Annotated in this window: 20 protein-coding genes, 1 tRNA gene and 3 pseudogenes; 18 read left to right on the top strand and 6 right to left on the bottom strand. The window is 42.7% G+C overall.

Annotated features, from left to right (window positions below; translation table 11 throughout):
* The first annotated feature begins 54 nt into the window (after window positions 1-54).
* The 4 genes and pseudogenes from alaS to GV64_RS15055 all read left to right on the top strand — a co-directional run bounded on the left by alaS (window position 55) and on the right by GV64_RS15055 (window position 5,759).
* Window positions 55-2,676 (top strand): alanine--tRNA ligase, encoded by a 2,622-nt coding sequence (gene alaS / locus GV64_RS15075; RefSeq protein WP_020584434.1) that lies wholly within the window; start codon window positions 55-57, stop codon window positions 2,674-2,676.
* 276 nt (window positions 2,677-2,952) lie between these two features.
* Window positions 2,953-4,194 carry an aspartate kinase gene (locus tag GV64_RS15070; RefSeq protein ID WP_020584435.1) on the top strand — a complete coding sequence of 414 codons (1,242 nt, stop codon included), beginning with the start codon at window positions 2,953-2,955 and terminating at the stop codon, window positions 4,192-4,194.
* 397 nt (window positions 4,195-4,591) lie between these two features.
* Window positions 4,592-4,756: pseudogene (gene csrA, locus GV64_RS25930) on the top strand (carbon storage regulator CsrA); the annotation flags it as partial.
* 910 nt (window positions 4,757-5,666) lie between these two features.
* Window positions 5,667-5,759, top strand: a tRNA-Ser gene (locus GV64_RS15055).
* A gap of 305 nt (window positions 5,760-6,064) precedes the next feature.
* Here GV64_RS15055 and GV64_RS15050 read toward each other — a convergent pair.
* Window positions 6,065-8,071, bottom strand: coding sequence for a hypothetical protein (locus GV64_RS15050; protein ID WP_152554078.1), 2,007 nt, complete (start codon window positions 8,069-8,071; stop codon window positions 6,065-6,067).
* A gap of 740 nt (window positions 8,072-8,811) precedes the next feature.
* On the opposite strand from GV64_RS15050, the gene GV64_RS15045 reads away from it, so the two are divergent.
* On the top strand, window positions 8,812-9,228 hold the full coding sequence (locus GV64_RS15045) for a hypothetical protein (RefSeq protein WP_020584441.1): 417 nt from the start codon (window positions 8,812-8,814) through the stop codon (window positions 9,226-9,228).
* A 92-nt stretch (window positions 9,229-9,320) separates the two neighbouring features.
* On the opposite strand, the gene GV64_RS15040 is transcribed toward GV64_RS15045, so the two are convergent.
* Complete coding sequence (locus GV64_RS15040; RefSeq protein ID WP_020584442.1) at window positions 9,321-9,548, bottom strand: hypothetical protein; 228 nt, start codon at window positions 9,546-9,548, stop codon at window positions 9,321-9,323.
* Window positions 9,549-9,830: 282 nt separating this feature from the next.
* Between GV64_RS15040 and GV64_RS25315 the strand changes: the two genes are divergently transcribed.
* From GV64_RS25315 to GV64_RS15005, 8 genes and pseudogenes are all read left to right on the top strand, one after another.
* Window positions 9,831-9,989 carry a hypothetical protein gene (locus GV64_RS25315; protein ID WP_157237097.1) on the top strand — a complete coding sequence of 53 codons (159 nt, stop codon included), beginning with the start codon at window positions 9,831-9,833 and terminating at the stop codon, window positions 9,987-9,989.
* Between the two features lie 372 nt (window positions 9,990-10,361).
* A complete protein-coding gene (locus GV64_RS15035) occupies window positions 10,362-10,673 on the top strand; it encodes a hypothetical protein (protein ID WP_020584444.1) in 312 nt (103 codons plus the stop codon).
* Between the two features lie 89 nt (window positions 10,674-10,762).
* A complete protein-coding gene (locus tag GV64_RS15030) occupies window positions 10,763-11,410 on the top strand; it encodes a hypothetical protein (RefSeq protein ID WP_020584445.1) in 648 nt (215 codons plus the stop codon).
* 105 nt (window positions 11,411-11,515) lie between these two features.
* Window positions 11,516-12,166: a hypothetical protein gene (locus GV64_RS23885; RefSeq protein ID WP_020584446.1), complete on the top strand. Its 651-nt coding sequence runs from the start codon at window positions 11,516-11,518 to the stop codon at window positions 12,164-12,166.
* Between the two features lie 60 nt (window positions 12,167-12,226).
* Window positions 12,227-12,409: pseudogene (locus tag GV64_RS25925) on the top strand (IS110 family transposase); the annotation flags it as partial.
* A gap of 476 nt (window positions 12,410-12,885) precedes the next feature.
* Window positions 12,886-15,777: a DEAD/DEAH box helicase gene (locus GV64_RS15015; protein WP_020584448.1), complete on the top strand. Its 2,892-nt coding sequence runs from the start codon at window positions 12,886-12,888 to the stop codon at window positions 15,775-15,777.
* Window positions 15,778-15,911: 134 nt separating this feature from the next.
* Window positions 15,912-16,262, top strand: coding sequence for a hypothetical protein (locus GV64_RS15010; RefSeq protein WP_020584449.1), 351 nt, complete (start codon window positions 15,912-15,914; stop codon window positions 16,260-16,262).
* Between the two features lie 109 nt (window positions 16,263-16,371).
* Window positions 16,372-16,881, top strand: a complete 510-nt coding sequence (locus GV64_RS15005) for a hypothetical protein (protein ID WP_152554076.1) — start codon at window positions 16,372-16,374, stop codon at window positions 16,879-16,881.
* A 581-nt stretch (window positions 16,882-17,462) separates the two neighbouring features.
* On the opposite strand, the gene GV64_RS24760 is transcribed toward GV64_RS15005, so the two are convergent.
* A complete protein-coding gene (locus GV64_RS24760; protein WP_020584451.1) occupies window positions 17,463-17,639 on the bottom strand; it encodes a DUF6435 family protein in 177 nt (58 codons plus the stop codon).
* 267 nt (window positions 17,640-17,906) lie between these two features.
* On the opposite strand from GV64_RS24760, the pseudogene GV64_RS15000 reads away from it, so the two are divergent.
* A pseudogene (locus GV64_RS15000) lies at window positions 17,907-18,457 on the top strand (IS5 family transposase); the annotation flags it as partial.
* A gap of 115 nt (window positions 18,458-18,572) precedes the next feature.
* On the opposite strand, the gene GV64_RS14995 reads toward GV64_RS15000, so the two are convergent.
* Window positions 18,573-19,445, bottom strand: a complete 873-nt coding sequence (locus GV64_RS14995; RefSeq protein ID WP_020584453.1) for a hypothetical protein — start codon at window positions 19,443-19,445, stop codon at window positions 18,573-18,575.
* Between the two features lie 734 nt (window positions 19,446-20,179).
* Between GV64_RS14995 and GV64_RS14990 the strand changes: the two genes are divergently transcribed.
* The 4 genes from GV64_RS14990 (at window position 20,180) to GV64_RS14975 (ending at window position 23,827) form a co-directional block, all read left to right on the top strand.
* Window positions 20,180-20,659, top strand: a complete 480-nt coding sequence (locus GV64_RS14990) for a SycD/LcrH family type III secretion system chaperone (RefSeq protein WP_020584454.1) — start codon at window positions 20,180-20,182, stop codon at window positions 20,657-20,659.
* Window positions 20,660-20,672: 13 nt separating this feature from the next.
* Window positions 20,673-21,860: a hypothetical protein gene (locus tag GV64_RS14985; RefSeq protein ID WP_020584455.1), complete on the top strand. Its 1,188-nt coding sequence runs from the start codon at window positions 20,673-20,675 to the stop codon at window positions 21,858-21,860.
* Window positions 21,861-22,293: 433 nt separating this feature from the next.
* The gene (locus GV64_RS14980; protein ID WP_020584456.1) at window positions 22,294-23,250 is read left to right on the top strand and encodes a hypothetical protein; all 957 of its coding nucleotides are present in this window, start codon (window positions 22,294-22,296) and stop codon (window positions 23,248-23,250) included.
* A gap of 109 nt (window positions 23,251-23,359) precedes the next feature.
* On the top strand, window positions 23,360-23,827 hold the full coding sequence (locus tag GV64_RS14975; RefSeq protein ID WP_020584457.1) for a DUF2059 domain-containing protein: 468 nt from the start codon (window positions 23,360-23,362) through the stop codon (window positions 23,825-23,827).
* Window positions 23,828-24,105: 278 nt separating this feature from the next.
* Here the strand turns inward: GV64_RS14975 and GV64_RS14970 are convergent, their stop codons facing one another.
* Together GV64_RS14970 and GV64_RS14965 are read right to left on the bottom strand one after the other, a co-directional pair.
* The gene (locus tag GV64_RS14970; protein ID WP_033403596.1) at window positions 24,106-25,014 is read right to left on the bottom strand and encodes a DMT family transporter; all 909 of its coding nucleotides are present in this window, start codon (window positions 25,012-25,014) and stop codon (window positions 24,106-24,108) included.
* 54 nt (window positions 25,015-25,068) lie between these two features.
* Window positions 25,069-25,818, bottom strand: a complete 750-nt coding sequence (locus GV64_RS14965; protein WP_020584459.1) for a 2OG-Fe dioxygenase family protein — start codon at window positions 25,816-25,818, stop codon at window positions 25,069-25,071.
* Between the last annotated feature and the right edge of the window lie 65 nt (window positions 25,819-25,883).

Raw genomic sequence — 25,883 nt, 5'->3', positions numbered from 1 at the left:
ATATAATGCCCGTTTGCCTTAATTTAGAGATAACTCCCCCGGTGGGAACTGTATATGAAGACTAACGAAATACGTTCTGCTTTTCTGGAATACTTCAGGGAAAATGGTCATGAAGTGGTTGCCAGTAGCTCTCTGGTGCCCCATGACGACCCGACCCTGCTGTTTACCAATGCCGGGATGAACCAGTTTAAAGATACTTTTCTGGGTCGTGAACAGCGCGACTACAAGCGGGCAACTACTTCTCAGAAGTGTGTGCGTGCCGGGGGTAAGCACAACGATCTGGACAATGTCGGTTATACCGCCCGTCACCATACCTTCTTTGAGATGCTGGGTAATTTTAGCTTTGGTGATTACTTCAAGAAAGAAGCGATCCATTTTGCCTGGAACTTCCTGACCGGCACTCTCCAATTACCGAAAGAGCGTCTCTGTGTCACGGTTTATGCCTCTGATGATGAAGCCTACAATATCTGGTTAAACGACATTGGTGTTTCAGCGGACGATATTATCCGTATCGGTGACAACAAAGGTGCGCCTTACGCATCTGATAACTTCTGGCAGATGGGTGATACCGGCCCCTGTGGTCCATGTACTGAGATCTTCTTTGATCACGGTGACCACATCTGGGGGGGGCGTCCGGGGACTCCGGAAGAAGACGGTGACCGTTTCATTGAAATCTGGAACATTGTGTTCATGCAGTACAATCGTCAGGCCAATGGCGATATGCAGCCACTGCCCAAGCCGTCTGTTGATACCGGTATGGGGCTGGAGCGTATTGCTGCCGTCATGCAGCATGTGAACAGTAACTATGAAACGGACCTGTTCCAGTCTCTGTTGAACGATGCGTCTGTCTTGCTGGGTGGTGTTGCTACAACCGAAGGGTCTCTTCGAGTTATTGCTGACCATATCCGCTCCTGCAGCTTCCTGATCAGTGATGGTGTTATGCCGTCCAATGAGGGGCGTGGGTACACTCTGCGCCGTATTATCCGTCGTGCCTGCCGTCATGGGCACAAGCTGGGAGCCAAGGAATCCTTCTTTTATAAGCTGGTGGGTTCACTGGTTAAGGTCATGGGCGAAGCTTACCCAGAGCTGGCGAAGAACCAAGCTCAGATTGAGCGCGTTCTTCTTCAGGAAGAAGAGCAGTTCACGCGTACCCTGGACAAGGGAATGAAGCTGCTGGAAGAGAGCATCGCCAACATGAAAGGTGATGTTATTGCTGGCGAAACCCTGTTCACGCTTTATGATACCTACGGATTTCCGGTTGACCTCACGGAAGATATTGCCCGTGAGCGTGATCTGAAAGTTGATATCGAAGGTTTTGAGAAAGCGCTGGAAGCCCAGCGTGAGCGCGCCCGTGCCTCCAGTAAGTTTGGCGTTGATTACAACAACCAGCTGGTAATTGAAGGGGCTACTGCATTTACTGGTTATGACAATACGGCTGGTCAGGCCCGTGTTCACTCTCTGTTTGTGGAAGGTGAACAGGTTGACCTGATCAGTGAAGGTCAGCAGGCAACGGTCGTTCTGGAGCAGACACCATTCTACGCAGAATCTGGCGGCCAGGTGGGTGATACCGGGCTGTTGAATTTTGCCACAGGCTCTTTGCGAGTCGTGGATACCCGTAAGCAGGGTGATCATCACCTGCACATGGTTGAAGTGGTGTCCGGTGAGCTCCGTCAGGGTGAAGAGGTTTCTGCCGGTGTTGATGCTGAAAAGCGTCATGCCACCTCTTTAAATCACTCTGCAACTCATCTGCTGCACGCTGCCCTGAGACAAGTGCTGGGCGACCACGTTGCTCAGAAAGGTTCTCTGGTTGACCCTGAGCGTCTGCGTTTTGATTTCTCTCACCTGGAAGCGGTCAAGCCCGAAGAACTCAAGACCATTGAGACGCTGGTGAATGAACAAATCCGTGCCAACACACCTGTCAAGACTGAGCTGATGGATATGGATGCGGCCAAAGCAAGTGGAGCCATGGCCCTGTTCGGTGAGAAGTATGCCGATGAAGTGCGGGTGCTCACCATGGGTACAAACAACTTCTCCATCGAGCTGTGTGGTGGTATTCACGCGAGCCGTACTGGTGATATCGGCTCTTTCCGTATTGTGGCTGAAAGTGGTATTGCTGCGGGTGTGCGCCGTATTGAAGCGGTGACCGGTGCTGGTGCTGAATCCTTTGTGCAATCACGTTTTACTGAGCTAAGCAACGCTTGTCGTATGTTGAAGGCTAAGCCTGAAAGTCTGGAAGCCAAGTTGCAGGCGCTGGTTGATCAGAGCCGTAGTCTCGAAAAAGAGATGCAGCAGCTGAAGCAGAAGCTGGCCAGCGCTGGCAGTTCTGATCTTGTCTCTCAGGCTATTGACGTTAATGGCGTTAAATTGCTGGCAACTGAGCTGGATGGTATTGATCCAAAGTCCCTTAGAGATATGGTGGACCAGCTGAAAAACAAACTGGGCTCCGGTATTGTTTTCCTGGCAACTAAAGCGGATGGAAAGGTACCGCTGGCTGCGGGTGTTACCAAGGATCTGACTGGCCGGGTCAAGGCAGGTGATCTGCTGAAGATGGTGGCTGAACAGCTGGGTGGTAAAGGCGGTGGTCGTCCGGATTTCGCCCAGGGTGGCGGTTCCCAGCCTGAGAATCTTGAAAAGGCTTTGTCGTCTATTAAAGGGTGGCTGGAGAGTCAATTGTAAGTAGTTTGACCAGAGCTGTTAGCTATTCTGACAAGTAAGTGTAATAACGGGCTGTTCCGCATAGGGCAGCCCGTTATTTATTGCCGCGAGGCATACACCCGAGTGGCGATTCGTGGTACATTCTGTCCTCCACTGAATGATAGAGATGGCAGCTTACGCTGTCCGGCTCCTGCCTGAATGTCTGTGTTCTGTAAGATTCAATGGGGCGTTACAGCAGGGAGCTGGTACAGGGAAGCTTGACCATGGGTCATGGCTGATTGAAGTAGAACGAATAAGATGGCGCTAATAGTACAGAAATTTGGCGGCACCTCTGTAGGCACTACTGAGCGAATTCAGGGCGTTGCTGACAAAGTCAAGGGGTTCCGTGAACAGGGGCACGACGTGATCGTTGTGGTTTCTGCCATGAGTGGTGAAACCAATCGGCTGGTTGAACTTGCCCATTCCATGCAGTCGCAACCTACGCCCAGGGAGATGGATGTTATTCTCTCAACGGGTGAGCAGGTGACGATTGGTTTGTTGAGCATGGCTCTTAATGAGCGGGGTTGTCCTGCTACTTCCTACACCGGCAGTCAGGTAGCCATTGTTACTGACAATGCTCATACCAAAGCTCGAATAAAACGAATTGACAGTGAACGCATCTTCAAAGACCTGGAGTTGGGACGTGTTGTTGTCGTTGCTGGTTTCCAGGGGCGTGATGAAGAAGGCAATATCACTACACTGGGGCGTGGTGGTTCTGATACCACGGCAGTAGCGCTGGCGGCGGCTCTGAAAGCGGATGAATGCCAGATCTATACCGATGTTGATGGTGTTTATACAACCGACCCCCGGGTGGTGGAAGGTGCTCGTCGGCTGGACAAGATTACCTTTGAAGAAATGCTGGAAATGGCCAGTCTGGGCTCCAAGGTTCTGCAGATCAGGGCTGTTGAGTTTGCTGGCAAGTACAATGTTAATCTGAGAGTTCTGCATACCTTCCAGGATGGCCCTGGAACACTGATTACACTGGATGAGGGTAGCGCCATGGAGTCACCGGTAGTTTCCGGCATCGCATTCAACCGAGATGAAGCCAAGCTGACGATTAAAGGCGTACCGGATATTCCCGGCGTGGCATCCAGAATACTGGGGCCGGTCAGTCGTGCCAATATTGAAGTGGATATGATTGTTCAGAACGTTGCTGAAGACAAAACCACTGACTTCACATTTACGGTTCATAGGAATGACTATGACCGGGCCACCGTGGTTGTCGAGCAGATCGTACAGGAGCTTGAAGCTCGTGAGTACGATGGCGATATGAAGATTGCCAAGGTGTCTATTGTGGGGGTTGGCATGCGCTCGCACGCCGGTGTAGCTACCCAGATGTTTGAAGCCCTGGCTGCTGAAGGGATAAATATTCAGATCATCTCGACGTCTGAAATCAAGGTTTCCGTGATTATTGCTGAAAAGTACCTGGAGCTTGCTGTCCGGGCGCTCCATTCCGCTTTTGAGTTGGACAGGGAACCAATGGAAGATAATGGGGTCTAAAACGTCAATATAATCAAAACCGTGGGCCTCGTGAGGGGCTCCGATTGCTCTTAGGCCGAACGTGCAAGATTGGCCGAGAGCATTGTTATCAAGCCCTCGAACCATTTCCGACAGGTAAAAATACGAATGGAAATCTTGAACTTGGTGACTAGACTGAGTTTGCTGAATAATTCTTAAGCATGAACGGTAGAGCTGGCATATACTTCATTACTTTAAACTGAGTACTAAAGCAGTTTGAAGGTCAGGCAATTTTAGATCTGATAGTGTCTGTACTGGGGTTGGTGTCGTATAATATCACACGATTATCTGGGTGATTTCATCAGCTTCTAACCAATGCACCAGCGTGCTCAGAATTGACGGTTGTTGACTTAACAGAGATGTAAATAAGGAGATTGAAATGCTGATTCTGACTCGCCGCGTAGGAGAGACCCTGATGGTAGGGGACGAGGTCACTGTCACTGTTCTGGGTGTAAAGGGCAATCAAGTTCGTATCGGTGTCAACGCACCAAAAGAAGTCGCCGTTCATCGGGAAGAGATTTACCAGAGAATTCAAAAAGAGAAAGAGCACAAGAAAGGCGGAACTGGTCGCTCTTATGAGGAAGATGAAGGTTATGAGTCTGGATATGAATCTGAGTCCGGATCTGAGTCTTACGAATCTTATTGATAACTCTAAAACTGTCGTTTATATCTCTGGTTTGAATTTTTGAGCCGTAAATAATCCTTTAAGACAGTTTTTATAAAATGCCTGATAATATGTCAGGCATTTTCGTTTTTATAAAACAGTGAAATTTCTTCTTTCCTATTTTACCTCACTGATAGTTTTAACCTGACTTCAATATTTATTACTTACTTGAGCAGGCCTCATAAACACCGGAGTCTTGCTGATTGATTATTTGCATTTCAGGGAACTGACGGTTTGAGATGAGAGTATTCTGTAAAACCTGATTTACCTTCCGTGTGAATTTCTTTCGCTGTTGACCGCCAATAAAAAGTGCCTTGAGCGCTGCTATGAAAGGGTATGGTGTCATACCAATTGCATTTTCTAAACCCTTATTACGCTGCTGAGCTGGACAGAGATTCTGCGTTGAAGTTCCTCGCCATGACAAATACCCAAGGGTATAAGGCTATGACTCGTCACTTCGCTTTTATGCCCTTCGAGTATTGTCTTTCTGTCCAGCTCACCATGCTCATAACGGGGTTAGAAAATTTAATGGGTATACTGTTTTTCAGACGATTGAGCTCTGCTCGAAAGTCTCATACAAGGCTATAAATGGGAGCAGCTCTCGAGATTGGGGTATAAAGCCTGTACCTGCCAGACAGGGGGGAGAAGTTAAGTGGAAAACAATCTGGCTATTTGGCAGGGTTAAAATGGCAGAGCTTCTACCTGCTACAACCCCAAGGCGCCGACAGCGGCTTTGGTTAAAAAAAGACTTGCTTTTCAAGGTGTTCACGGTAATATAGCCCTCGTTCCCGGTGAGGTGGCCGAGAGGCTGAAGGCGCTCCCCTGCTAAGGGAGTATACGGTTTGTAGCCGTATCGAGGGTTCGAATCCCTCCCTCACCGCCATATATTCTTCCTAATTCCTTGTTTTTACTCTTCTTAATTCATCAAGATTTCTAGTTTTTCCTTACGTGTCCAAGATGTGTCCATTTTGCTTAATGGGTTTAGTCTCACGGCGTCGCTTAATTTTCCTGTGCTGAATTTTACGTACCTTATGGACATCTTAATGTCCGGAGTGACTGAGGTGCTTTTCTGGCTTATCAGAACGTTGGAGGCATTTCATTCCGTTTAAATTCATACAAGATTCAAGACTTGCCCCAAGTATTTCAACCCTGAAGGTGCTGATCAATGAGGCAATGGATACCGTCAGTTTACTCCTGCTGCTTTAGCTCGCCTTGCTCCTTGAAGGTTTCTCTTGCACTGCCTTCTATGGCACTTTGAAGGAATTCAAGAAGGCTGGCTCGTTCATTCTTTGGTGGTAAATGGTCAGTTCCCTTTGTGGTTCTTTCAGACTTTAAAATAGTAGCTGCTTTTTTAAGGATGCTTTTATAAGGAGCATCTGTCTTAAAGGATAATTTATTTTCTTTTTGTCTGTATTTATTGATGGTTTTTAAAAGTTCGAAATATTCAGATTCTATCATGTCTTCTTCACTTTGCTCATACCAGCCGTTGACAACCTCTGCTATCTCCTGATCGACATTTTCTAATGGATTATCTGGTTCATTTGGTAGGCTTTTTAAATGCCCTAACCGCAATATGTGCATCGTTGTTTCTAGTATGGAACCTCCGATTGCATCTGCAGCAATGACAAATACGTGTGCAGAGGTAATCCAGGGCAGATCCAAATTTTCTATACCCAATATCTTTTGGGTCTCTCTGATTAATGACAGAATCTCTTTAGACTGCCTGTCAAACTCAGGAGCTTGCCAATTAAAATCAGCTTGATCACTACTTGGGGCTTCAGATGTTGAGGTTTGCCCTTGATTCTCATTACCGGCTTTTCTCATCTTGGTATCAGAGATTCCCACAGTTTGTTTTAAAGGGGCTACGTCGAAAGAAACCGTTTTATCCATGCTAGCATTTAACGATGATGAACCGGACTGTCCATTATTGCTTGAGGAAGCTTTAGTTGAGTAATTGCTTGGAAAAGGCTTAAGAGTGGGTGTCTGCTCGAGTTTTGAATTATTGGTGAAAGGTATTTGTTCAAATCGCGCTGAAGCGGTTTGTGCTGAGCTTCTTATCGAGTCTATCGATTGAGGGGCAAGGTGTCTATTATGAGAGTAGTTACTCCAGCTAGACGGGGCGCCAGTCTGTCCTCCAACCATATGCGTAGTTGGGTTGTAAGGTGCTCTTTGGCTTGCCTCATTTGTCTTGTTAAAGGCTCTTTGAGGTGGGTGACTTGACATCATTCTTTGAACGCTGTTGCAGGCAATTTTGTACGGGGGTGGGGCTGTTGGCCGATGCAATCTAGCATTTGTATGATGATGCGGGTCCATACTATGTGGGCGTTTATGCGGGAACAGAGGGTTGGCTCCATGCATAAACTTGTCTGATGTCTTGAGTTCAGGAAGCGGATGGGGATATCCCATAGCGAAAGTACTTCTGTCCATTCCGGAGCTTGGGTGTGCAAACGCAGGTTGATGGTTGAGCTGTTTACCTTGAGCTGATGGTAAAGGGTATGAGCCTGTCGCTCTTGATAAGGAAACATTTGGGTCAAATAAATGACCGGCTGAAGTACTAGTATGTTGGTACGAAATAAAGGTTGCTCCAGGACTATTCATGTGAGTGAATGCAGTTGCTGCTGGGCTTTCCCACAACAAATTTGGGTCTGCATTCATTCTTTCTCCCCGTTGACCCGTTCTTATTGCTTCAAATGGTTTTTGATTCCATTTCTCAGGGGGCGGAAAACTGCTTTCTGACTGGTTTTGAAAAGGTTCTGTAGAAGGGGGGCTATAAACCTGGTTCATTTGTATAGGCATAGATGGTTTACTGCTGGCTGTGAATGCCCCGGGACCAGTCTGTTTCGCTGTCTGATGGTGGGGAGGGTAGCTATTGGCACTGAAAGGAACCCAATTCTGAGTGGTGTTAGTAGGAGTGGGTTGATATACAGGCTGTTGATTAAAATGCAGCTGATTGGCATCAGCATGTTGAATGCTCCAATCTTTCATTTGGTTTGCTGGTAGTTGCCTTTGCTGAGAATCAGGCAGAACCGGTCTTAACCCTTGCGTTCGAATAGTTCTGGTGATGTTTATTTGTTCATGTTCAATGGTTTCAGTTCCGCCTGGTTCATTGGTTCCATATTGACCATAAGAGGGAGGCACTGGATTAGAGCCTGAGGTACAATAAAAATTACCATCTTGTGAAAATTTCAAATTCATAAGGTAAACCAACATTTTTGATTTAAATTGCTATAAAAAGACCTGTCCATAACTCATAAGTTCAAAATGCCTATGGGTGCTAACTGTTGTGCTGGGAAAATTTCACTCTGCAATGAGGTGTTGTTTGCCTGGTCTTTAGGTACAACTGCACATCTGATTTCTAGTCTGCTATTAAGATTGCTCCTCCATGAGCATCCCTTAAAAAAAATGCAGTTACTCGCTCTCTCTAACTATCATTTCAGTCAGTATGTAAGTATTAACAAAAGCTCTTTTTTCATTTTACGAGCTATGACGGAGCAACTTTCGATCTTCTTGATTCAGGTGTTCACGATGACTGCTGATTCCATTTTATTTAATAGTTCTATTCTTACTTCGTCGTTTAAATGCTCTTTGCTGAATTTGGCATATTTCATGGTTATCTTGATGTCAGCGTGAGCGAAGATACTTTACAGTACACGAATGGTTCCGCCATTCATCATAACGTGGCTGGCAAAGGTATGGAGTAGTACATAGCTGACCTGTACTCGAACGGTTCTGACTCCAGAGCGCAGTAAAGCCCTCCTGAATGATTCCTAGTAGTTGTTGAACTCTCCCTTGTCCCTGATGTGCTGCTTTGCTTTCTGGAACAATGATCCTCTCTGTAACACAAATAGTAAGAGAGCACTCAACTTGGTGATGGTTCCAGTGGTTATGATCCTGAGACTGATGTCTTCCGGTTTGAGGTACGATTCCACCACTCCGTGATCCAGCAGTTTGCCCTGGGAACCTGCAATAAAGAAACTGGTGAAATTGGCGTCAAAATGAACACCTACTCCGAGGTCATCAAGCATATACAGGCACTATGGAATTATGGTCTGAGGTCTTTCAAGCTCAAATACAATAGCAACTACCTTGATCCGATCTGGACAATCCTGCTGGAAGATATCGTCTTCAAATACCCTGAGTCCGCCTACAAAGAAAACCTTCATTACAAACGGTACTATAAGAAAGCTACGTCTTTTTCAGGCAAGAACTACCAGCTCTATATAGGCAACCTCCTGTCAGCCTGTGCGAGAAAGGGATTGAAGTTCAAAAGGGTGCTTAGCGAGCTACAGGGGAGCGTGATCTGGGATGATATTGCTTTGCACTATGAGAAAAATAACACGACAGAAAATTAGCTGATTGAGCGACTACGGGAATCCTACCAAGAGAGAATACTGATGGGATACAGCATATAGCCAATAACAGAAAGGGGATAAACCCCAACCTGTTATTTCTTGGTAGAGCGAGTCGGTTGCTCCGGTGAGGACTGATTTTTCAGGAAGTCGTGAAGGATTTCCAGGATGGCAACCAGTTCATCGACTTCGGAATTATAACTTTCGCGGATCACTTTGGTGGTGTATTGGCTCAGTTCTGCGATTTCATGACGCTTGGTTTCAAGCTGGTTTTTGGTCAGATGTGTCAGGATGCAGAGCATTGAGTTAGTGAGTGTTTTCATGATGTCTTACCTCGTTTGCTGAATGTAATTTGTCCAGGAACGACAAGTAAGGACGTGTCCAAAAAATGTTTTGTCCGTAGAGGCAACAGATTTATTGGACTAAGTCTGGTGTTGTTCAAAATTACCGGTATTCAGCAGGAGGTAGGCATTCAGAATAAACCTGACATATAGATTCAAACCCCTGAATATAGTCCAGATTAAGGTTGAACCAGTACATGGAAGCGCGGAGTAGAGCCTTGATTGCCAAGTGATGAGCTATAAGTATAAGACGATGGATTAATAGTGAAGGTTGTCTTTAATTCTACTGCTTTACCTGATACTTTAGTGCCGTTTTTATTAGCAACGGTTTACACCATCGAAAAATATTTCATCACAAAAGTTGTTGTTGAGCTATTTCATACCCTGCTCCCTGATGTCAGTAAAAGGCAGAAGAACAAGTGATGGACGGTAGTGTGCCTGATGCTCACCACTCTCAATCTGCTGTATGAGCATACAGTTATAATAAGAAATCGGTGATTTTGCTGAATTTCCAGAGTATATAGCGTACCCACAATTATCGATAAATAGTGGTAAAAAATTTATCTGTATGTTTTTAGAGAAATAATTTTAGCCTCTGGATCTTTATCGCGAATCTTGATTCTCGATTAATACCCATTCTCGCTTTACCAGAACATGGCTAGTACGGCTTAATTAAGTATCGTATTAAAAATGGATGATTTTCAATCAGTTGAAAGTTATAAAGTGAAATTATTCGTGCTGGTGTTCAAAGTGTAAAGCGGAATTCGCACTAATAAGCGTTATGTGTAAATAAAGATGAATCAAGATCCATACGTAGTATTCATAAATGCAAAAGGCAATGCCGTCTTTGCTGTAGTCGGTTGGCTTGGAGCAATTATTGGCCCATTATTCATAATTGGTGAATTTGGAAAATACACTAGCCCCTCCTTTTTATTTGGTCTGTGCCTGTTCCTCCTCTCATTAACAGTTATTGGCTATGGCATTAGAAGGCTTTTGCAAAGGGTTTACTCTGATTTCATTGTATACAGTTTAATTACAATGATTATTTTAGGGGCTGGAGTTACACATATGCTACTGCACCCAACATTTTGGTTCGGAAACACATAACAAGTGCATGGTGCGGGACGCTCTCTACGTTCGCGCCCCATATGCGGGCGTTATGTGTTCCTTCAAATTTGAGTAAGCCGATAAGTTCGATGACAAAAGAGTTAGCACTAGAAATTTTAAACGAGACGATTATTCACAATTGGTATTTCTATTTACTGATATTTTTGCTGTCCGCGCTTGGAGCATACATAGCTTCATTATTTAAAGGCGCAGGTAATGAAAAAGGAAAATATCTAGCAATTGAATCAAGCTTAAAAACTATTGAAAAACAGGTGGCTATAACCACTGAAACCTCAGAGTCAATCAAAACAGCAATTGAACATGATACATGGCGAAAAAAAGAGCTTGAATTGATAAAACGGCAAAAATTAGAAGAATATTTTCTCCATATTTCCGCGTTAAACAACAGCCTAAACAATGAGATGCTAGAAAAACTGTTTGGAGCAAAAGTTGATTATGACTCGCAGTGTTTTGATAAAGCTAATATGATTCAATCATTATATTTGCCTGAATTATTGGTAGAACATCATGAGCTATCCGAAGTTGTTGAAGATTTTACTCGTTGGGTATCAGATGGTTTATTTCTAATCGCAGAACAATCATCTAACGGTGTGGAAAACCCGCAACCAACTCGCGAATTTATGACCAAACAATCCGAATTGCTTTCAGCTTTAGCTAAGCCAATTTCTAAAACACTGCTTAAAGCTAGAGAAATAGCCCAAGAACTGAACACATAACAAGTTGCTTAAACGGACAAAAACAGCTGGCTTTTGCTCGTTCCTCGCTAATTTTAGCCAGCTATTTTATTGCCGCTTAGCAAAGCGTTAGAGGTATAAAAGGGTATGTGGAAGTATGTTCCTAATTGGCATTCTCTAAAGTCGTTAGGTAAAAGTAAAGTTATTCGATCTAGCTATTGGTGGTTATTCCTAGTGCCAATGCTAGCAAAGGTATTTGAAGCTACTGGGGATGAAATCTTAGTAACGATTTTGAATGCTACATTCAAAATTACTTTAAAACTCCCATTCAGTTGGTCTTTATTCTACTTTAGTGCCGTATGTTTCGCAGCGGCAAGTTTGATTTATTTAGTTCGCTGTCCTCAAATGATTGATGCGTATGAAAGTTTTGAAGATTGGGAGAAATCAGGAAGAGATCAAACTTCACTAATTAGAGGCTTTCTTTTTGCGTACAGAGATGATGCGGGTATGGCTCCTAATATTATTAGTGACAAAACTAAAGATTACTTCTTAAAACATCATCTCAAATACACAGGTGATTGTAGTAAAATAACTAAAGAATCACTTACTCCAATGAGTGTTATTAAAACAGGAATACCTAAAGAAAATTTAAAGGCTACATATTATTATGTTTTTGACACTTATAAAGTGCTCAGATCAAAGGCGCGCTTATTAATGTTTGTATTTTATACTATTGGCTTTTCATGTTTTTTACTTGTATTAGTTCAAAACTTCATTTACGTATGTAAATACCTCTAGACACTATGACTCCCGCTGAGTGGTAAAAAACTGGCCTCCGAATTAAACGCGGGCTAGCTTTTGCCAGAGCCGGTCAGGGAAATTGCCTGGCGAGCCCAGTTGAGATTATGTAAAAGGTATCGAACTCTGACAGCCCGTTTTAAAAATAAGAATATTGTCGTTGTTGCCATAGCAAGAGAACTCTCGGCCTTTATGTGGGAGATCGTGAATAAAGGGCTGATTGAATCGGGGCAGCAGGCTTAGAGGAGAAGTAAAAAAAGGCTCTTCTGCAAAGATCTGGAGGTTTACCTGTTCTGATATTGCAACCCCGGCCTGTGAGTAGTCCTCGGTCTTGTTAGGAGGTAAGGCAGTTAACTGTCGAACCCTCGATCCTAGAGAGAGGCAGGCTCACACGACGGATACATGAAAAGTGGTAACCAGCCCACGTATATCAGCTTGTCAGCCGTCGTTGATTCAGGTTCGAGTATCAAACATGTTGTATAACGAGTTTTTTATTCAGTTCAAACAACCTGCTTGACGGCGGAAGTCATATCAACAAGTGCCTGCAAGCGGACAGGTAAAACTGTCACTCAAATTGCGGAGCAATTTAAGCGCCATTTTTCGTGGGTAACACCAGCATGCTTGAATAAGTATCAATCGCCATAACCAGTGTATTCCCAACTCGATGAACTTATTATCGTCATAGCATTTGATTAACACAGCAATATATTTAAACCACTATGCCATATTTCATTGATCATAAAAACAAATTCAATTTAGAGCCTAACCCTGGCATAGGATTAAGAGAATGCCAATTAGGTGCAATATGGGCTCTAAAGAGTTATAAAACAAATGGTACTAATGAGATTGCATCTCTAATTAGTATGCCAACAGGCTCTGGTAAAACTGCCATTATGATGGCTGCGTGCTTTGAATTAAATTTAAATAAAATATTAATCATTACTCCTTCTAAAATTTTAAGAAGGCAAATTTCAAATCAGTTTAAAGTTCTTGAGATATTAAAAAAAACAAGTTGTTTAGAGGATAATGCTCCGTCAGTTCCTGTATACGAAGTAACAAATAGAAAATCTACCAGACAAGAATGGGTAGATATTTTAGAATCGAATGACGTGATAGTTGCTCACCCTAACAGTATTTCTCCTTATTTTGAAGCGTTAGCCCCAATTCCTGCCGAACTTATCGATGCTGTTTTCATTGATGAAGCCCATCACGAACCAGCTCCCACATGGTTAGCCTTATCTAAATTTTATAAAAACCAACTAAAGGTTTTCTTCACCGCCACTCCGTTTAGACGAGACAGAAAGAGAATGGTGGCAAAGTTGATTTATCATTACTCATTAAGTCAAGCATTAGAAAAAAACATTTTAAGACCTATTGAATTTAGAGGTGAGAACGTTGGCAATCACCGACATGATTCAGATGAATCACTCATCGAAACCGCAATCAATGTATTTCGAGAGGAGAGAACATTAAATCATTCAAGCTCAATTTTGATACGAACAGATAGAATCGAGTCAGCTAAAAGATTGATGCAATTATATAATAACAAAGGTTTAAAGGTCGATGTGATTCACTCGGACAGATCCCCATCAACTAATGAACGATTAATTCAACTAGTAAAAAATAGAGATCTAGATGGGCTAGTGTGTGTAGGAATTGCTAGCGAAGGATTAGATATTCCAAATTTGAAAATCGCCGTTTTACATTCAACTCCAAGATCTATCCCATATACGATACAATTTCTTGGCAGAATTTGCCGAACTCCAACAGACCAAGAAGGCCCAGCCAAATTAATAGCAAATACAGATGCTGTTCGTGGTGAAGTAAGGCGCCTATACAAATCTGACTCATCATGGAGCCAATTAATACCTCAAATCATTGATGAGCAAATGCAGCTTGCACGACACTACAGTTCAACTAAAGCGAAAGAAGAAGACTTTCTTATGCCTGAGCTAAGCGTTTACTTCAGCGCTTTAGTGTATACAACTCCAGATAACTTTAGATTACTTGATCAAATATCAAGCAACTCGGATAAATTCAAAATTGTACACTATGAGCAAGAGAGTGAAGATGCTCCAATTGTTGTAATCACAGCTTACAACAAACCCATCGAATGGGCTTCAAGAGAGATATATGTGGAAGACCTGCTTGATGTACATATCATATATCATGCCCACGAACACAATCTTTTGTTTGAGCTTACGACGAGTGAAAAAGCTCTTGATTCATTTAAAGATAGTCTCATTAATATGAAATTATCTAGATTAACTCATGGGAAACTATTTAAAACACTTTCTAAATTTTCTCAAAGTGACTATGTCATGGTAGGAATGAAAAATTCCACTTCATCTGGTTCTTCACACCCTGACTATAAAACTTTTATGGGATCATCAGTACAGGCATCAATAAGGTTAAGCGAAGGTAGAGTATTCGCTACTGGTCATGCAGTTTTAAGGTTGGATGAAGATAATACTTGGGGCATAGCAACACGAAAAGGCCGTGTATGGGCCATGAGAAGAGGTACAGCAACAGAATTTAAAGATTGGTGTGATACATTATGTACACTGATCAATGATGGGCCAATGATAGCAAACCTTCCTGGACTATCATTTTTAGCAAAAAGTGAACCTGCCACATCTATTAACGAAATCCCGATGGCAATAATTCCCGATGCTATTTTCTTCAAGGCTCATACTGTTACTATAAGCAGTCCGAATAATAAACCCATCAGAAACTTCACACCAATTATTACCCCTCAATCATTAGAAGATAACAAGAGACTTACAGGCGTCATTAGAATTGACGATTTAAGATTGAACTTTCTTTTTGACCTCGACAATGAAAATCCATGGACAATTGAAAATTCAGAAGATATTACAGTTTTCGCTGAGAGAAGAGAAGATACTTTAATTGAAAAAAACATCGAAGATGTTCTAAATGAATACCCTCCTTCACTTTCACTTCCAGATGGATCAATCATTGTTGGCAAGAACAAAGTAACGCCAAACACATCAATTGAAAAGTTACCAAGATATATTTGGAAGAAAAAAAATTGGGCTGGTTGTAATATTCGCCATGAAGCGTATATAGAAAGCCCTTCAAATCAATTACCAGTGATCAATCACACAATTGAGTTATTAAGGCCATCATTATCTCAAGAGGATATAATTTTTCTTGATGATGGAGCACATGAAATTGCCGACCTGATTTATTTTAACCAAAAAAAATCAAGCATTAATTTTATACACTGTAAATTTTCTGGAAGCAACAGCCCTGGTTGCCGAAAATCAGACTGTGATGAACTTTTTGCTCAAGCAATGAGGAGTATTCACTGGGTTTCTTCCCCAATACTTTTAGAACGCATACATCAGAGGTTAGCGAATGCTAAGAACTCACGCATTGTATATGGTACAAAACGGGGCTTAGATGAGCTGTACGATAATTACAGAGTTAGTTTATGGGATTTTAATATTATTCTAGCGCAACCTGGGTTTAGCATTTCACAGGTATCCGATAGAAATAGATCTAACAACAATATATATGAACTAACAATACCTATGTATGAAAGAATAACTGGTAGCAATGCAACTATAGAAATCTGGGGGTCATAGTGATAGAAAGTTAGCGTTCTTGCTGTTATTTATTCCGTGTATATGCCTAACAAGTGTGTGGTATTCGTCGCTTCGCTCTTGGGATGCCTTCGGCGCCCCACACGCGAGCATTATGCCTCTTCAAAAAAACAGATATGATAGAATCCAATTTTTTAAAAAAATGGCTTTTTGTATTCCTTATTGCAGTAGGGATTCATTTGTATGTAATGCATGGAGTTAATAGATATTCAGCCACAAAAATTAGTTTTGTTTTTATATCAATATCAGCTGTAATTACTTACCTCTATGGAATATATAGTTTAAATTATAAATATACCCAAGATAGAAAAATAATTCTCATTGCAGCATTAATTAGTGTATTGATTGCGGTGTTCTCAATCATTTCGGTTATGTTTTTAGAATCTTATACTAGAATTAGTACCTTAATTGCAATTTTTGCATGGTTTTGGGCTGCAATGGAGCCTGTTGCTAAAGAACAATCATAATGTAGATTTTTAAAAATATCTGGAAATCAGGAAAATTGTACAAAGCAATAGTAGCGTAACGAGTAGTACCGATATAAGTTTGCTTATCTTTTATACGAATGTATTTGTATTGGATCAAAAATTAAATTTTTGCATTTTTAACAAAGAACAATTAATCTTTTTTAATTCGGCGGATATGAAGAAAATATCAATATTAATTTCTCTGGTTTCATTGCTAGCTTGTTTTATTTGGTATGTTCGGGAGCCAGGATTTGAACCTTTCTTAACTGGGATAACTATTCTCAATGGGTTTATAGTTTTCCTTTTTACTCTAAACAATTTAGAAAGTACAAAATTTGAGAGCAATGAAACTGATAGTTTAAATATCGTTTATAGTGACAATTTTGAAATTAACAAATTATTTTCTCTAAAACTAAAGTCAGATTTCTTTAGGGTTATCAACTATTTTTCAAAGAAAATATCACCATATCTTTATGTGCTTATTTGCTTTGTATTTATTAAACGTTATGAAATGGTTGGAAATATAGCTTACTTGGTAAGTTTACCTCTAATTGGAATAACACTGTATTTAGCATATGCATATTCAACTGCATGGTTAAAACATCACACCGAAATGTAACAAATGCTTCAAATTCGTTCCTGTGCTTCGCACTTCCACATGATCTTGCCCCGCTATAGTGGACACTGCGATCCAGCTTAACGCAGGGACTTCTCCTCTGCATATCTAACCGGAAAAATAATTATTAAAGTGTCCAATAAGTGTCCACCAAACTGACCAACAACCACTTTCAACAACCCAAATGGACACTTTTTGTTTTTCTGATTCACTCTAACTTGTTGATATTTAAATAGTTCTTGCAGTGTTGCAAGGATTCGAATCCCTCCCTCACCGCCATTATCCCTTTTGTAAGTCCCTGATTTCCCTTTCTATAACAGCTCTTTTTACGACCATTGTCTTTTTCTTTTAACGAAAGGTCGACGAAAAAAAAACCTTATTCTCTCGACAAAAATCATTGATTCCCTATCTTATTCATTGCTTTCTGAAAACAGGTTGAGCCAAATTTGGAACACGGGTATTTATGGATATATGGGACTGTTTAGACTTCTGTAAGTTAACGTTACCGGCCTAGGTTATGTAAGTTCATCGCGACGTACTATTTAGCTACATCGGCAAGATGATGCAACATTGGGTCAATGTTACTAATTATCAGGTTGGTCTAACTGCTGGATCTGCTTATAGACCTCATCAGCTTCTGCAGTCAGTTGAGAGTATTTCCTAATATTCCCATTTCTTTGGGCATTCATTGCCTCTTCTAGCAAGGCAGAATGTCGCTTCTTTAGTTTTTTTGCTGGATTACTTCTGAGGAACGAAAACATTTTTATAGCCCCATTAAATCGTCATTACAACTTACGAAGAAATAGCAACTTTGGATTAGCCAATAAAAATCAAAACCAACAAAGCGATACTTTTTTCTATGTATTTCGTGTGAAAAATGATCCACGTAAAATGATGTTTGTACTGTATTGCACTAGCGGGTATATAAGTTTGGCAGACCCACCATACCAGGGAGTCTGCGATTAAGTCCCCGATAATAAGCTAATCTCTACTCAGCCCTTACTGGAGATTAGCCATGGATCAACAATTTGGTCGATGCCACGATCATCGAAGCTCCGACATCGACAAAGAGTCAGACGGGGCAATGAGATCCCCAAATGCACCAGACCAGAAAGGGTAACCAGTGGTATTTCGGTATGAAGGCAAATATTGTTGTCGATGCGCGTACAGGTTTGACCAATAGTCTGGTGACAACAGCCGCCAATGAAAATGACCTTAATCAAGCCAGTAACTTGTTGCACGGTGATAAACATTTTGTCTTTGCCGATGCTCGCTACAGGGGGGCTGAGAAGCGAAAAGAGCTCAATGCAGAAGCTGTACAGTGGCGTATAGCCGAACAACCAGGCAAGTTGAAGAAACTCAGGAAATATCCTCGAATCAATAAAGTCATTTTGAAAACGGAATACCTTAAAGCAACATCCTAGCCAAAGTGGAATATCCCTTCAGAATCATCAAATGCCAGTTTGGATTTATCAAAGCCCATTATCGGGGACTGCGGAAAAATGATGGCAAGCTGTCGATGTTATTCGCCCTGGCAAACATGGTTAGACTAGACCAAATGATTCGGGCGCAGGATTAGTGTATCTGGAAGCCTGTTAACCGTACTAAATAACAGGAATCTAAGTTATTTTTGAACTGGATAACAGTGAATTAAAAACTTTCCATAGTCTTATGAAACCCCTTCCAGGGGGGCATCATACCGGCTGCTTTACAGGTGTTTCTGATTCTGTAGTACTCGTTAGCGTATTCGCTTTTGGGTCATATAGGAATGAGTTAGAAACAATTAGGCCATTTCTCTCAGCTTCCAACTGCATCCCGATACAATCTTGTTTTAAATTGAATAAAGGCATACGTTTTAACATTGACATTACTTTTATTTCTGGCGTAGCAATAACACCTAATATGGCATCTTGATTATAATCTACAACGACTTCATTCAATTGAATTAATTCTTCTTTTCTTGCCAATTTTTCAAGAGGGATTTTACGTAAAACTTCAAGGCTTTCTATCTTTAATCCCATACGGTCGCCGGTTCGAAATTTACCACTAAAGCTTACCTCATTTTCTTTATTATGTGGGGAGCAGGTATAAGTGTTAAGCTTCCTATTCCATGTACAAAATTTATTGTTATCACCTAATCGGTACATTGATGCATCGGCAGTATTTATATGTCTAACACGGCATTTTTCAGCATCTAACAGCAACCCCATATGTCGGTATAAATCCATTCCATGTCTAGGGTCAAGAAAGGTTGTTGATGAGACTCTCCTATGTCCTATAGCCTTAAGCTCACTAATTTCATCAATAAGACGATCGAAACGGAGTTTTTTTTCATTAGTGTAATCACAAAGCATTCTTGCTAACAGTTGACCATTGCGGAATTTTTCCAAAACCAATCTCTCATCAGACTTCACCTGAATGATAGGTTTTCCATCAATTTTTTTTACTGAGCCTAGATTGAGGGTTAATGCTTCACTAATTGATTCTAAATTAAAAGCATCTGTAGATTTTACAGGTTGACTTATTGAACCTGTCGGACTTTGTAGAGAGGCGCTTCCCTCGAGCATAATCTAATTCCTTTCATCTTGTTGTTTTGTTGGCGGTGGTGGGTTAAATGTGTGAGTAGTTATTTTTAAAGCCCTAGACATCAAAAAGTTACCTAAGTACCACTAAAGTTACGCTTGGTTTCAGTCAAGTGGTTGCCGGATAGTAGGTGTTACGGGTTAAAATCCCGTTATGCTCTTCATTCCCACGCACCTACTATTACGACAAACTATGGTTGCAAAAGTTTCCGGGATACCAAATTGACCAATGCTCACTTTTAACAACCCCAGTGGTTTTTTTTACTTTTTGATCTGTTTTAACCTATTGATATATAATGGAGTCTTCTTTATTTCAAGGGTTAGGGTTTCTCCCTTATCACCAAATTTCCTTTCAAGTCCTCATTGTTTTCTTCTTAATCTTACAAGTTTCCTTTGTTTTTTTAGATATCAAAAGATCTGTTCATTTAACTTAATGGATTTAGCTATATGGTTTGGTTTAGGTGTTCTTTTACGAATCAGATAAAAACTCATCAATAGTGTCAATTTCAGAGGAGGGTGATGGAGCCTTAGCCGGTTGAAAACATTACTTTGCCTCTGTTTTTTGATGCTGGTTTAAGATGTCTTTATTTTCAGTGGGTTACAGGTTGTATAGAGGGGGGATGGGAGGCGGGGTAGTGTCATTAGAAGCCATGTTATTACAGGTAAATGCTATACCTATATAGAATAACTCGTGTTTCTAATCTGCAGGGAAGCAGTATATGAATGATTCATTGCTCAGCGCTTCTGATACCCAGACAATGGCTATTGTGGGGGACTATCTCGATCGTGGAGGAAGTCTGGCTGAAGCCAGCAATATTAGTGATGAGGCACAGGAGGCCGTCTATGAGCTGGCCTATTTGCAATATAATAATGGTCAGTTCGTAAAATCCGCTCGTCTATTTCAATACCTCTGTCTTTATAGTCAATGGAACCCTCGCTTTTTCATTGGTCTTGGCGCTTGCCAGCAAATGTTGAACTTGTATGGTCAAGCCATTGATACCTACCTTTATGCTGTCTCTTTTGATGCCAATAACCCGCATCCAATGATTTATGTGGGTGATTGCTATGTTGCTTTACATCAGTATCAAAAAGCAGGGCTTGCCTATCAGGCCTCATTGCAAATGGTCAGGGAGTCAGATATCAGCAGCCCTGATGTCATCAGGGTTAAAAAAATCATGACAGAGCTTTCAATGCACTGAAAGGAGTTTGTGTATGGGTGGAGTATCAGGATCCGGGGAGTTACAGGCAAAGCAGCTGGAACTGTCACCGGCGGAACTCGTAGCCAAAGCGATGATAGAAGAGGCGGGTGACAAGGTTAAACTGGGTTTTGAGCAAACAAATTCTGTTTCTCAAGGTCGTCCAGATACGGTTGAAAGTATTCTCTCTTCGCCAGCTACTTCTGTTCCAACACTGCCAGCCGTTCTTCCAGATGCAACGGCGGTTTCATCTGAAGACATTCAAGGGCTTCAGACGAAAGCTCAGGCAGCCAGGGATACGCTGGGGCTTCTGTCTTCACGGGAGCAGGCACCGGCTTTCTCTGACAATAATGGTGTTGGAGCACTGGAAGAGTCGGCTCAACAATCGTCAGATGTCAGGGGGCTTTCGTCTTCTCCATTAGAAGATGTAGTGGCTAAGGTTCAGGCTGGGGTAACAGGGGCAGCTGATCCGGATGTACAGGGTGCGGTAGGCATATATGAAAGTAACGTCAGGCAGTTGGCAGAGTCCATCCAGCAGGCGCCTGATGCAGAGCAATCACCCTCACTTCAGGCGCTGAGTATCATTGCCTCCACTGCGTTACCGTCTGCAGGGAGTATAGGTTCGCTGGTACTGCAAAGAGTTATTGATGATATTGTTTCTCTCAATCGCAGTAGTAAGGGGGAGTCGACCTCCGGTGATCTGCATACAGCGGATCTTTATGGAATACCAGAACATGTACGGTTAAGTCTGTTGTCTGAGCGGTTAGGTATTGATCTGAACCCATTGGTAAGAACAAGGGAAGAATATCTTGAAGGCATCGCTGTAACACAAAGAGGGGTATTTCTGTCGCTGGAGGCACTGTCCAATGCTGAGTTTTTAGAGCGGTTACAAGAAGCCCGGCGAGAAGCTGAGACCAAGGATGAGCAGAATAGAGAAGTGGTGGAGAAATTGAAGCAGGCCATTGCCGCACTCAAAGCGGGCGAACCGAAATTTGCGGCTGAAATACTGAATTCTGCCAGCCTGATAACGACTGCCATTGAGCAGATTGTTGCCAGATATACATCCGATGAGACGCCCGGGAGTTTAAGACAACACTTAAAAGAGCATCTCGCTGAGGCTCTGGGTAGTGTGATCCGGGAAGGTTCACACCAGGATATGATGAAGAGACGCATAGAACTGCTTCAATCAGCGACAAGAGCCTGAGCAGGTATTTCATGCTCTTGATACCCATTTAATGAATGTGTGACGAATTTGCCCAATCACATTGATCGATAGCCCGGAAAACTACTTTCCGGGTTTTTCCTATCTGGAATCAATATTTTTTGAAATTGATTTATGATTGCCTGATTAAAATTCTTTGCTTTAATGACTAGGGCCTGTTGACGTTTCGTTGCGTGCTCAGCGTATCGGGTCGCCCTGATACGCTCTTCGGGTGGTTTGGAAAAGAGCCATCTGCTTTGTCAGACTAGCTTGACGTAGAATAACTACGAGCTGCACAAGTCTTTCGCTCATATGACACTTTTCAAGCCACTGACCCTCGCAACGAAACGTCAACAGGCCCTAATGCTGCTGTACTAGAAAAGGGAGTTTGTTTGGTCAGCTTCTTACAATAAATATTTCAGAGTCATGATTATCAATGAAGGTTGTCTATTTTGTTCTTTGTCTGGAGCTTTGCTTCAGTTCACTGTCATTTGCCTATGAGCCTGCTCAGCATCAATTAATCTCAAGCCTGTCCGTCAAACTCTATAATCAATGCCTTTCTGATGAAACGTACAATCTCTTCATTGATGATAAGGCCGCTTTGGAAATTGCTGATGCTGATGCCGGAGAAGATACCTATTTGACCAAGGCTCCGAAAAGGATGTTTAACTGGCATTTTTATAACCCTCACCTGGAAAGCAGGCAGAGATATGGCCTGATTAACCGCTCTATGAAAAATATGCTGGAAGATATTGAAAGTGATATAAGAGCTGCTGATCGGTTCAGTACGGATCTTGCCGGTAGTGCACTGCATTTTATTGAAGATGTGACTGTGCCAGCGCATGTTATGCCAGTATTTCACGGGCCCTTACCGCCACTTTTATTGTTGGGGGCGACGGGGATGTTTGGCCCGAGAATGATTCACGACGCTGTGGACGCCTGGCCTGTTGCTTATCAGCAAATCCAAAAAAAGATTAATCAGCTCTCCGAAAGGGACTCATTGTGCCAGCGGCTGTTTTCAAATGAACTGTTGATATCACTCGACCCTGCATCCAATAGGGGACGTGTTTCCATAAAAAAAAATCCGGTTCTGTTTTTTGTTAATAATACAGCGCTGTTAACGTTAGAAGCACTGGACCAGAACATTCCCGGGTGTACCCTGCAATGGCGTTTTTTCTGGGATTATGATTATCACCATGACTATTTCACTGGCTATCGTAATGAATGGGATGAACAGATGCCTATTGCTTTTGGTGATTCTGGATTGCTGACTGAAGATTGTAAAATGACACAGAAAAAATACGCAGCTTTTGTCAAAGAGCGTCATTGGCAAGCTGTTGTCTCCGGGGCCGCTTTCCTTGCTGCTTATAAAATGGAACATTCTTCCAGGTGAGAGAATACCATTCAGGAGGTTCTGAAAACTTCCTATCCACTGCCGTTTATATTTTTTGATGGAAAAGGTAGAGTTCTGACTTCAAAAACTATAAATACAGGGACTTTCTATGAAACTGGCTCGTATGACGGTGTGTGGGATGCTTTTCGTATTCAGCTCCTTTGCTTTTGCCAATAGTGAAGCAGAGAATGAGGCCGCCAGATTATTGAATGTGATGGGGGCTGAGACGGCTATTGAGCAGTCCATGAATCAGATGATGGAGATGCAGGTTCAACAGAACCCGGCGCTGTTGCCATTCCGGCATGTCATTGCTGATTTCTTTGAACAGTATATGAGTTATGAGAGTCTGAAGCCTGAGATGGTGAAGCTGTATGCCGAAGAGTTTACGACTGATGAACTCAGGGAGTTGAATGCTTTCTATCGCACACCCACTGGTCGAAAGACGATTGAAAAAATGCCGGTGCTTTTTGCCAGAGGTGGGCAGATTGGCATTCAGCGGGTAGAGCAGAACATTCACATGCTGGAAGCGATGATCGTTGCAGAAACAGAACGCCTGCAGTTATCTGAACCCCAGTGAAGGTTGTCTGGAGCATTCTCCCGATTGGTGACCGGTCATATTATACCATTTCCGCTTTCTAACTATGAGAGCGAGCAAGCTATTTTTGGCTACTGGACAAGGCGAAGCGACGAGTCATAGCCGTAGCTATGGCGAGGAGCGTCAACGCAGGCCAGTAGTTCAAAATGGCTGCGCAGCCCATAGTTAGAAGGTGGAAGTGGTATTATTACCCACGGTGCCCCGTGGGTATTGTGATTCAGTTTCTGTGCAAGGCTGCTAAGAGATGCAGTGCTTTACGATTAATGGCTGGCTCTACTCATTGAACTGTAAGTGGCACAGGCAACAATTATTATTCCTCCTGCTATCTGGAACCATGCCAGATGTTCTCCCAGCCATAGAATAGCGAAGGCTGCACCGAAAGCCGGTTCAGTACCCATCAATAGTGCAACCCGTGATGGTGAGGTTTTGCGAACACCATAGTTCTGGGCAAAAAATGCAAAGATGGTGCAGAACAGAACCAGATAGAGCATGGTTAGCCAGAATGCCGGTGCTGTCGGAATCTGAAGGTTGGTTTCCGGATTGATTATCAGACACAGTAGCAGCGCACCGGAGCCGACAACTCCAGACTGGATTGCGGTCAAACTGATGGATGAGAGTTGTCGTCCAATCATCAGTTTCTTGGTCACGATGACCATGAACCCTCTGAACACAGCCGCAAGGAGTATAAATCCATCGCCCTGGTTGATGGTGACTCCCAGTTCTTCGTTATAAGAGAGCAGGAATACACCGAGCAGGCATCCGGTAGCCTGCAGGAAAATCTTACCACCGGGATAACTTTTGAATACCGCCCATTCTATAAACGGGGTGATCAGTACACAGAGGCTGATCAGAAATGCCGCATTGGATGCGGTGGTATTGGCTACTCCATAGGTTTCACAGAGGAAGATAGTGAGCAGTATGCAGCCGGTAGGCAGTGCATATTTCCAGTCTTTTGCGGCACCCGTCTTCAACTCTTTCGAAAGAATGGGCAGTAAAATGCTGAAAGTCATCAGAAACCGGATGGTTAGAAACCCCAGTACCGGTACATAAACAAGGGCTTCTTTGGTCAGCCCGTAACTGGTTCCCCAGAATATGGCGACCATCAGGAGTGAACATTCTGCGATTGGCCATTTACGTTTGTAAAATCGTGATTCGAGTAATGCGTGCATAAATAAATCTGCAAACCTTCCTTCTAAAGGAGAGGCCTGCTAACTCTCTTGTTTTTATGGTTGGGTGAAAGCAATAACCAGAACATCGCGGTACGCAGTGCTCAGTTCACTATTGGCCATTGATATTGACGACACTGAATGCATGGTTGCTTCGTCATTTGCCAGCATAAGGTCGAATGGATGGGTAAGTTGGACGTCAGTCAGAGGTTTTCTGTCAGCATCGGTAATGGTAGTAACACCACCCAGAACATTGTGCCGACGGATCAGGATCGAAGAAATAAAGGTAACGCCGTCCCGATGAAGCCCTTCGGGTGTTGGCATACCATTTATGCCTTTTCTGGCCACAATCCGGTATGGGTGCAGGCGGACATTCCAGGGGATTTTTCTGCCTGAAGCACCATTGCAGATTTCCGCCAGAAACCGTATCAGTCGGTCCAGAACATGGTGACGGGCAAACTCCACAGTCAATGGTTCAAAAGTTCGCTTAAGATCACCATTTAATGTATTGATGTAACCAGGCTGGAAATATGGCTCATGGGGGAGTTGATGTTTTTCCAGCGTGTGTGGATTCAGCTCAAACTGACCATATCTACGGTAACGGTAGAAGCCTCCATCGGCCATGTATTGGTCCAGCTTGAGGTCACTCCACAATGCGCCAAACTGCTGAATATCTTCCCGGGTAATATTAAGCAGGCGTGTGATGTCTGAACCGCCTGATGTTATAAATTCCCTGGAAGAAAGCGTGTTGCTTAGACTGTGAACGACTTCCCTGATTTCCCGGTAGGGGGCAACCATGATACCCATGTCTATTTCCCTTTGATTATTATTGGTGTTATCGGGTTAGGGCCTGTTGACGTTTTGTTACGTGC

The organism is Endozoicomonas elysicola, assembly GCF_000710775.1.
Lineage (GTDB): Bacteria > Pseudomonadota > Gammaproteobacteria > Pseudomonadales > Endozoicomonadaceae > Endozoicomonas > Endozoicomonas elysicola.
The sequence above is the reverse complement of the archived record's forward strand: the minus strand, read 5'-3'. Positions and strand labels throughout refer to the sequence as shown.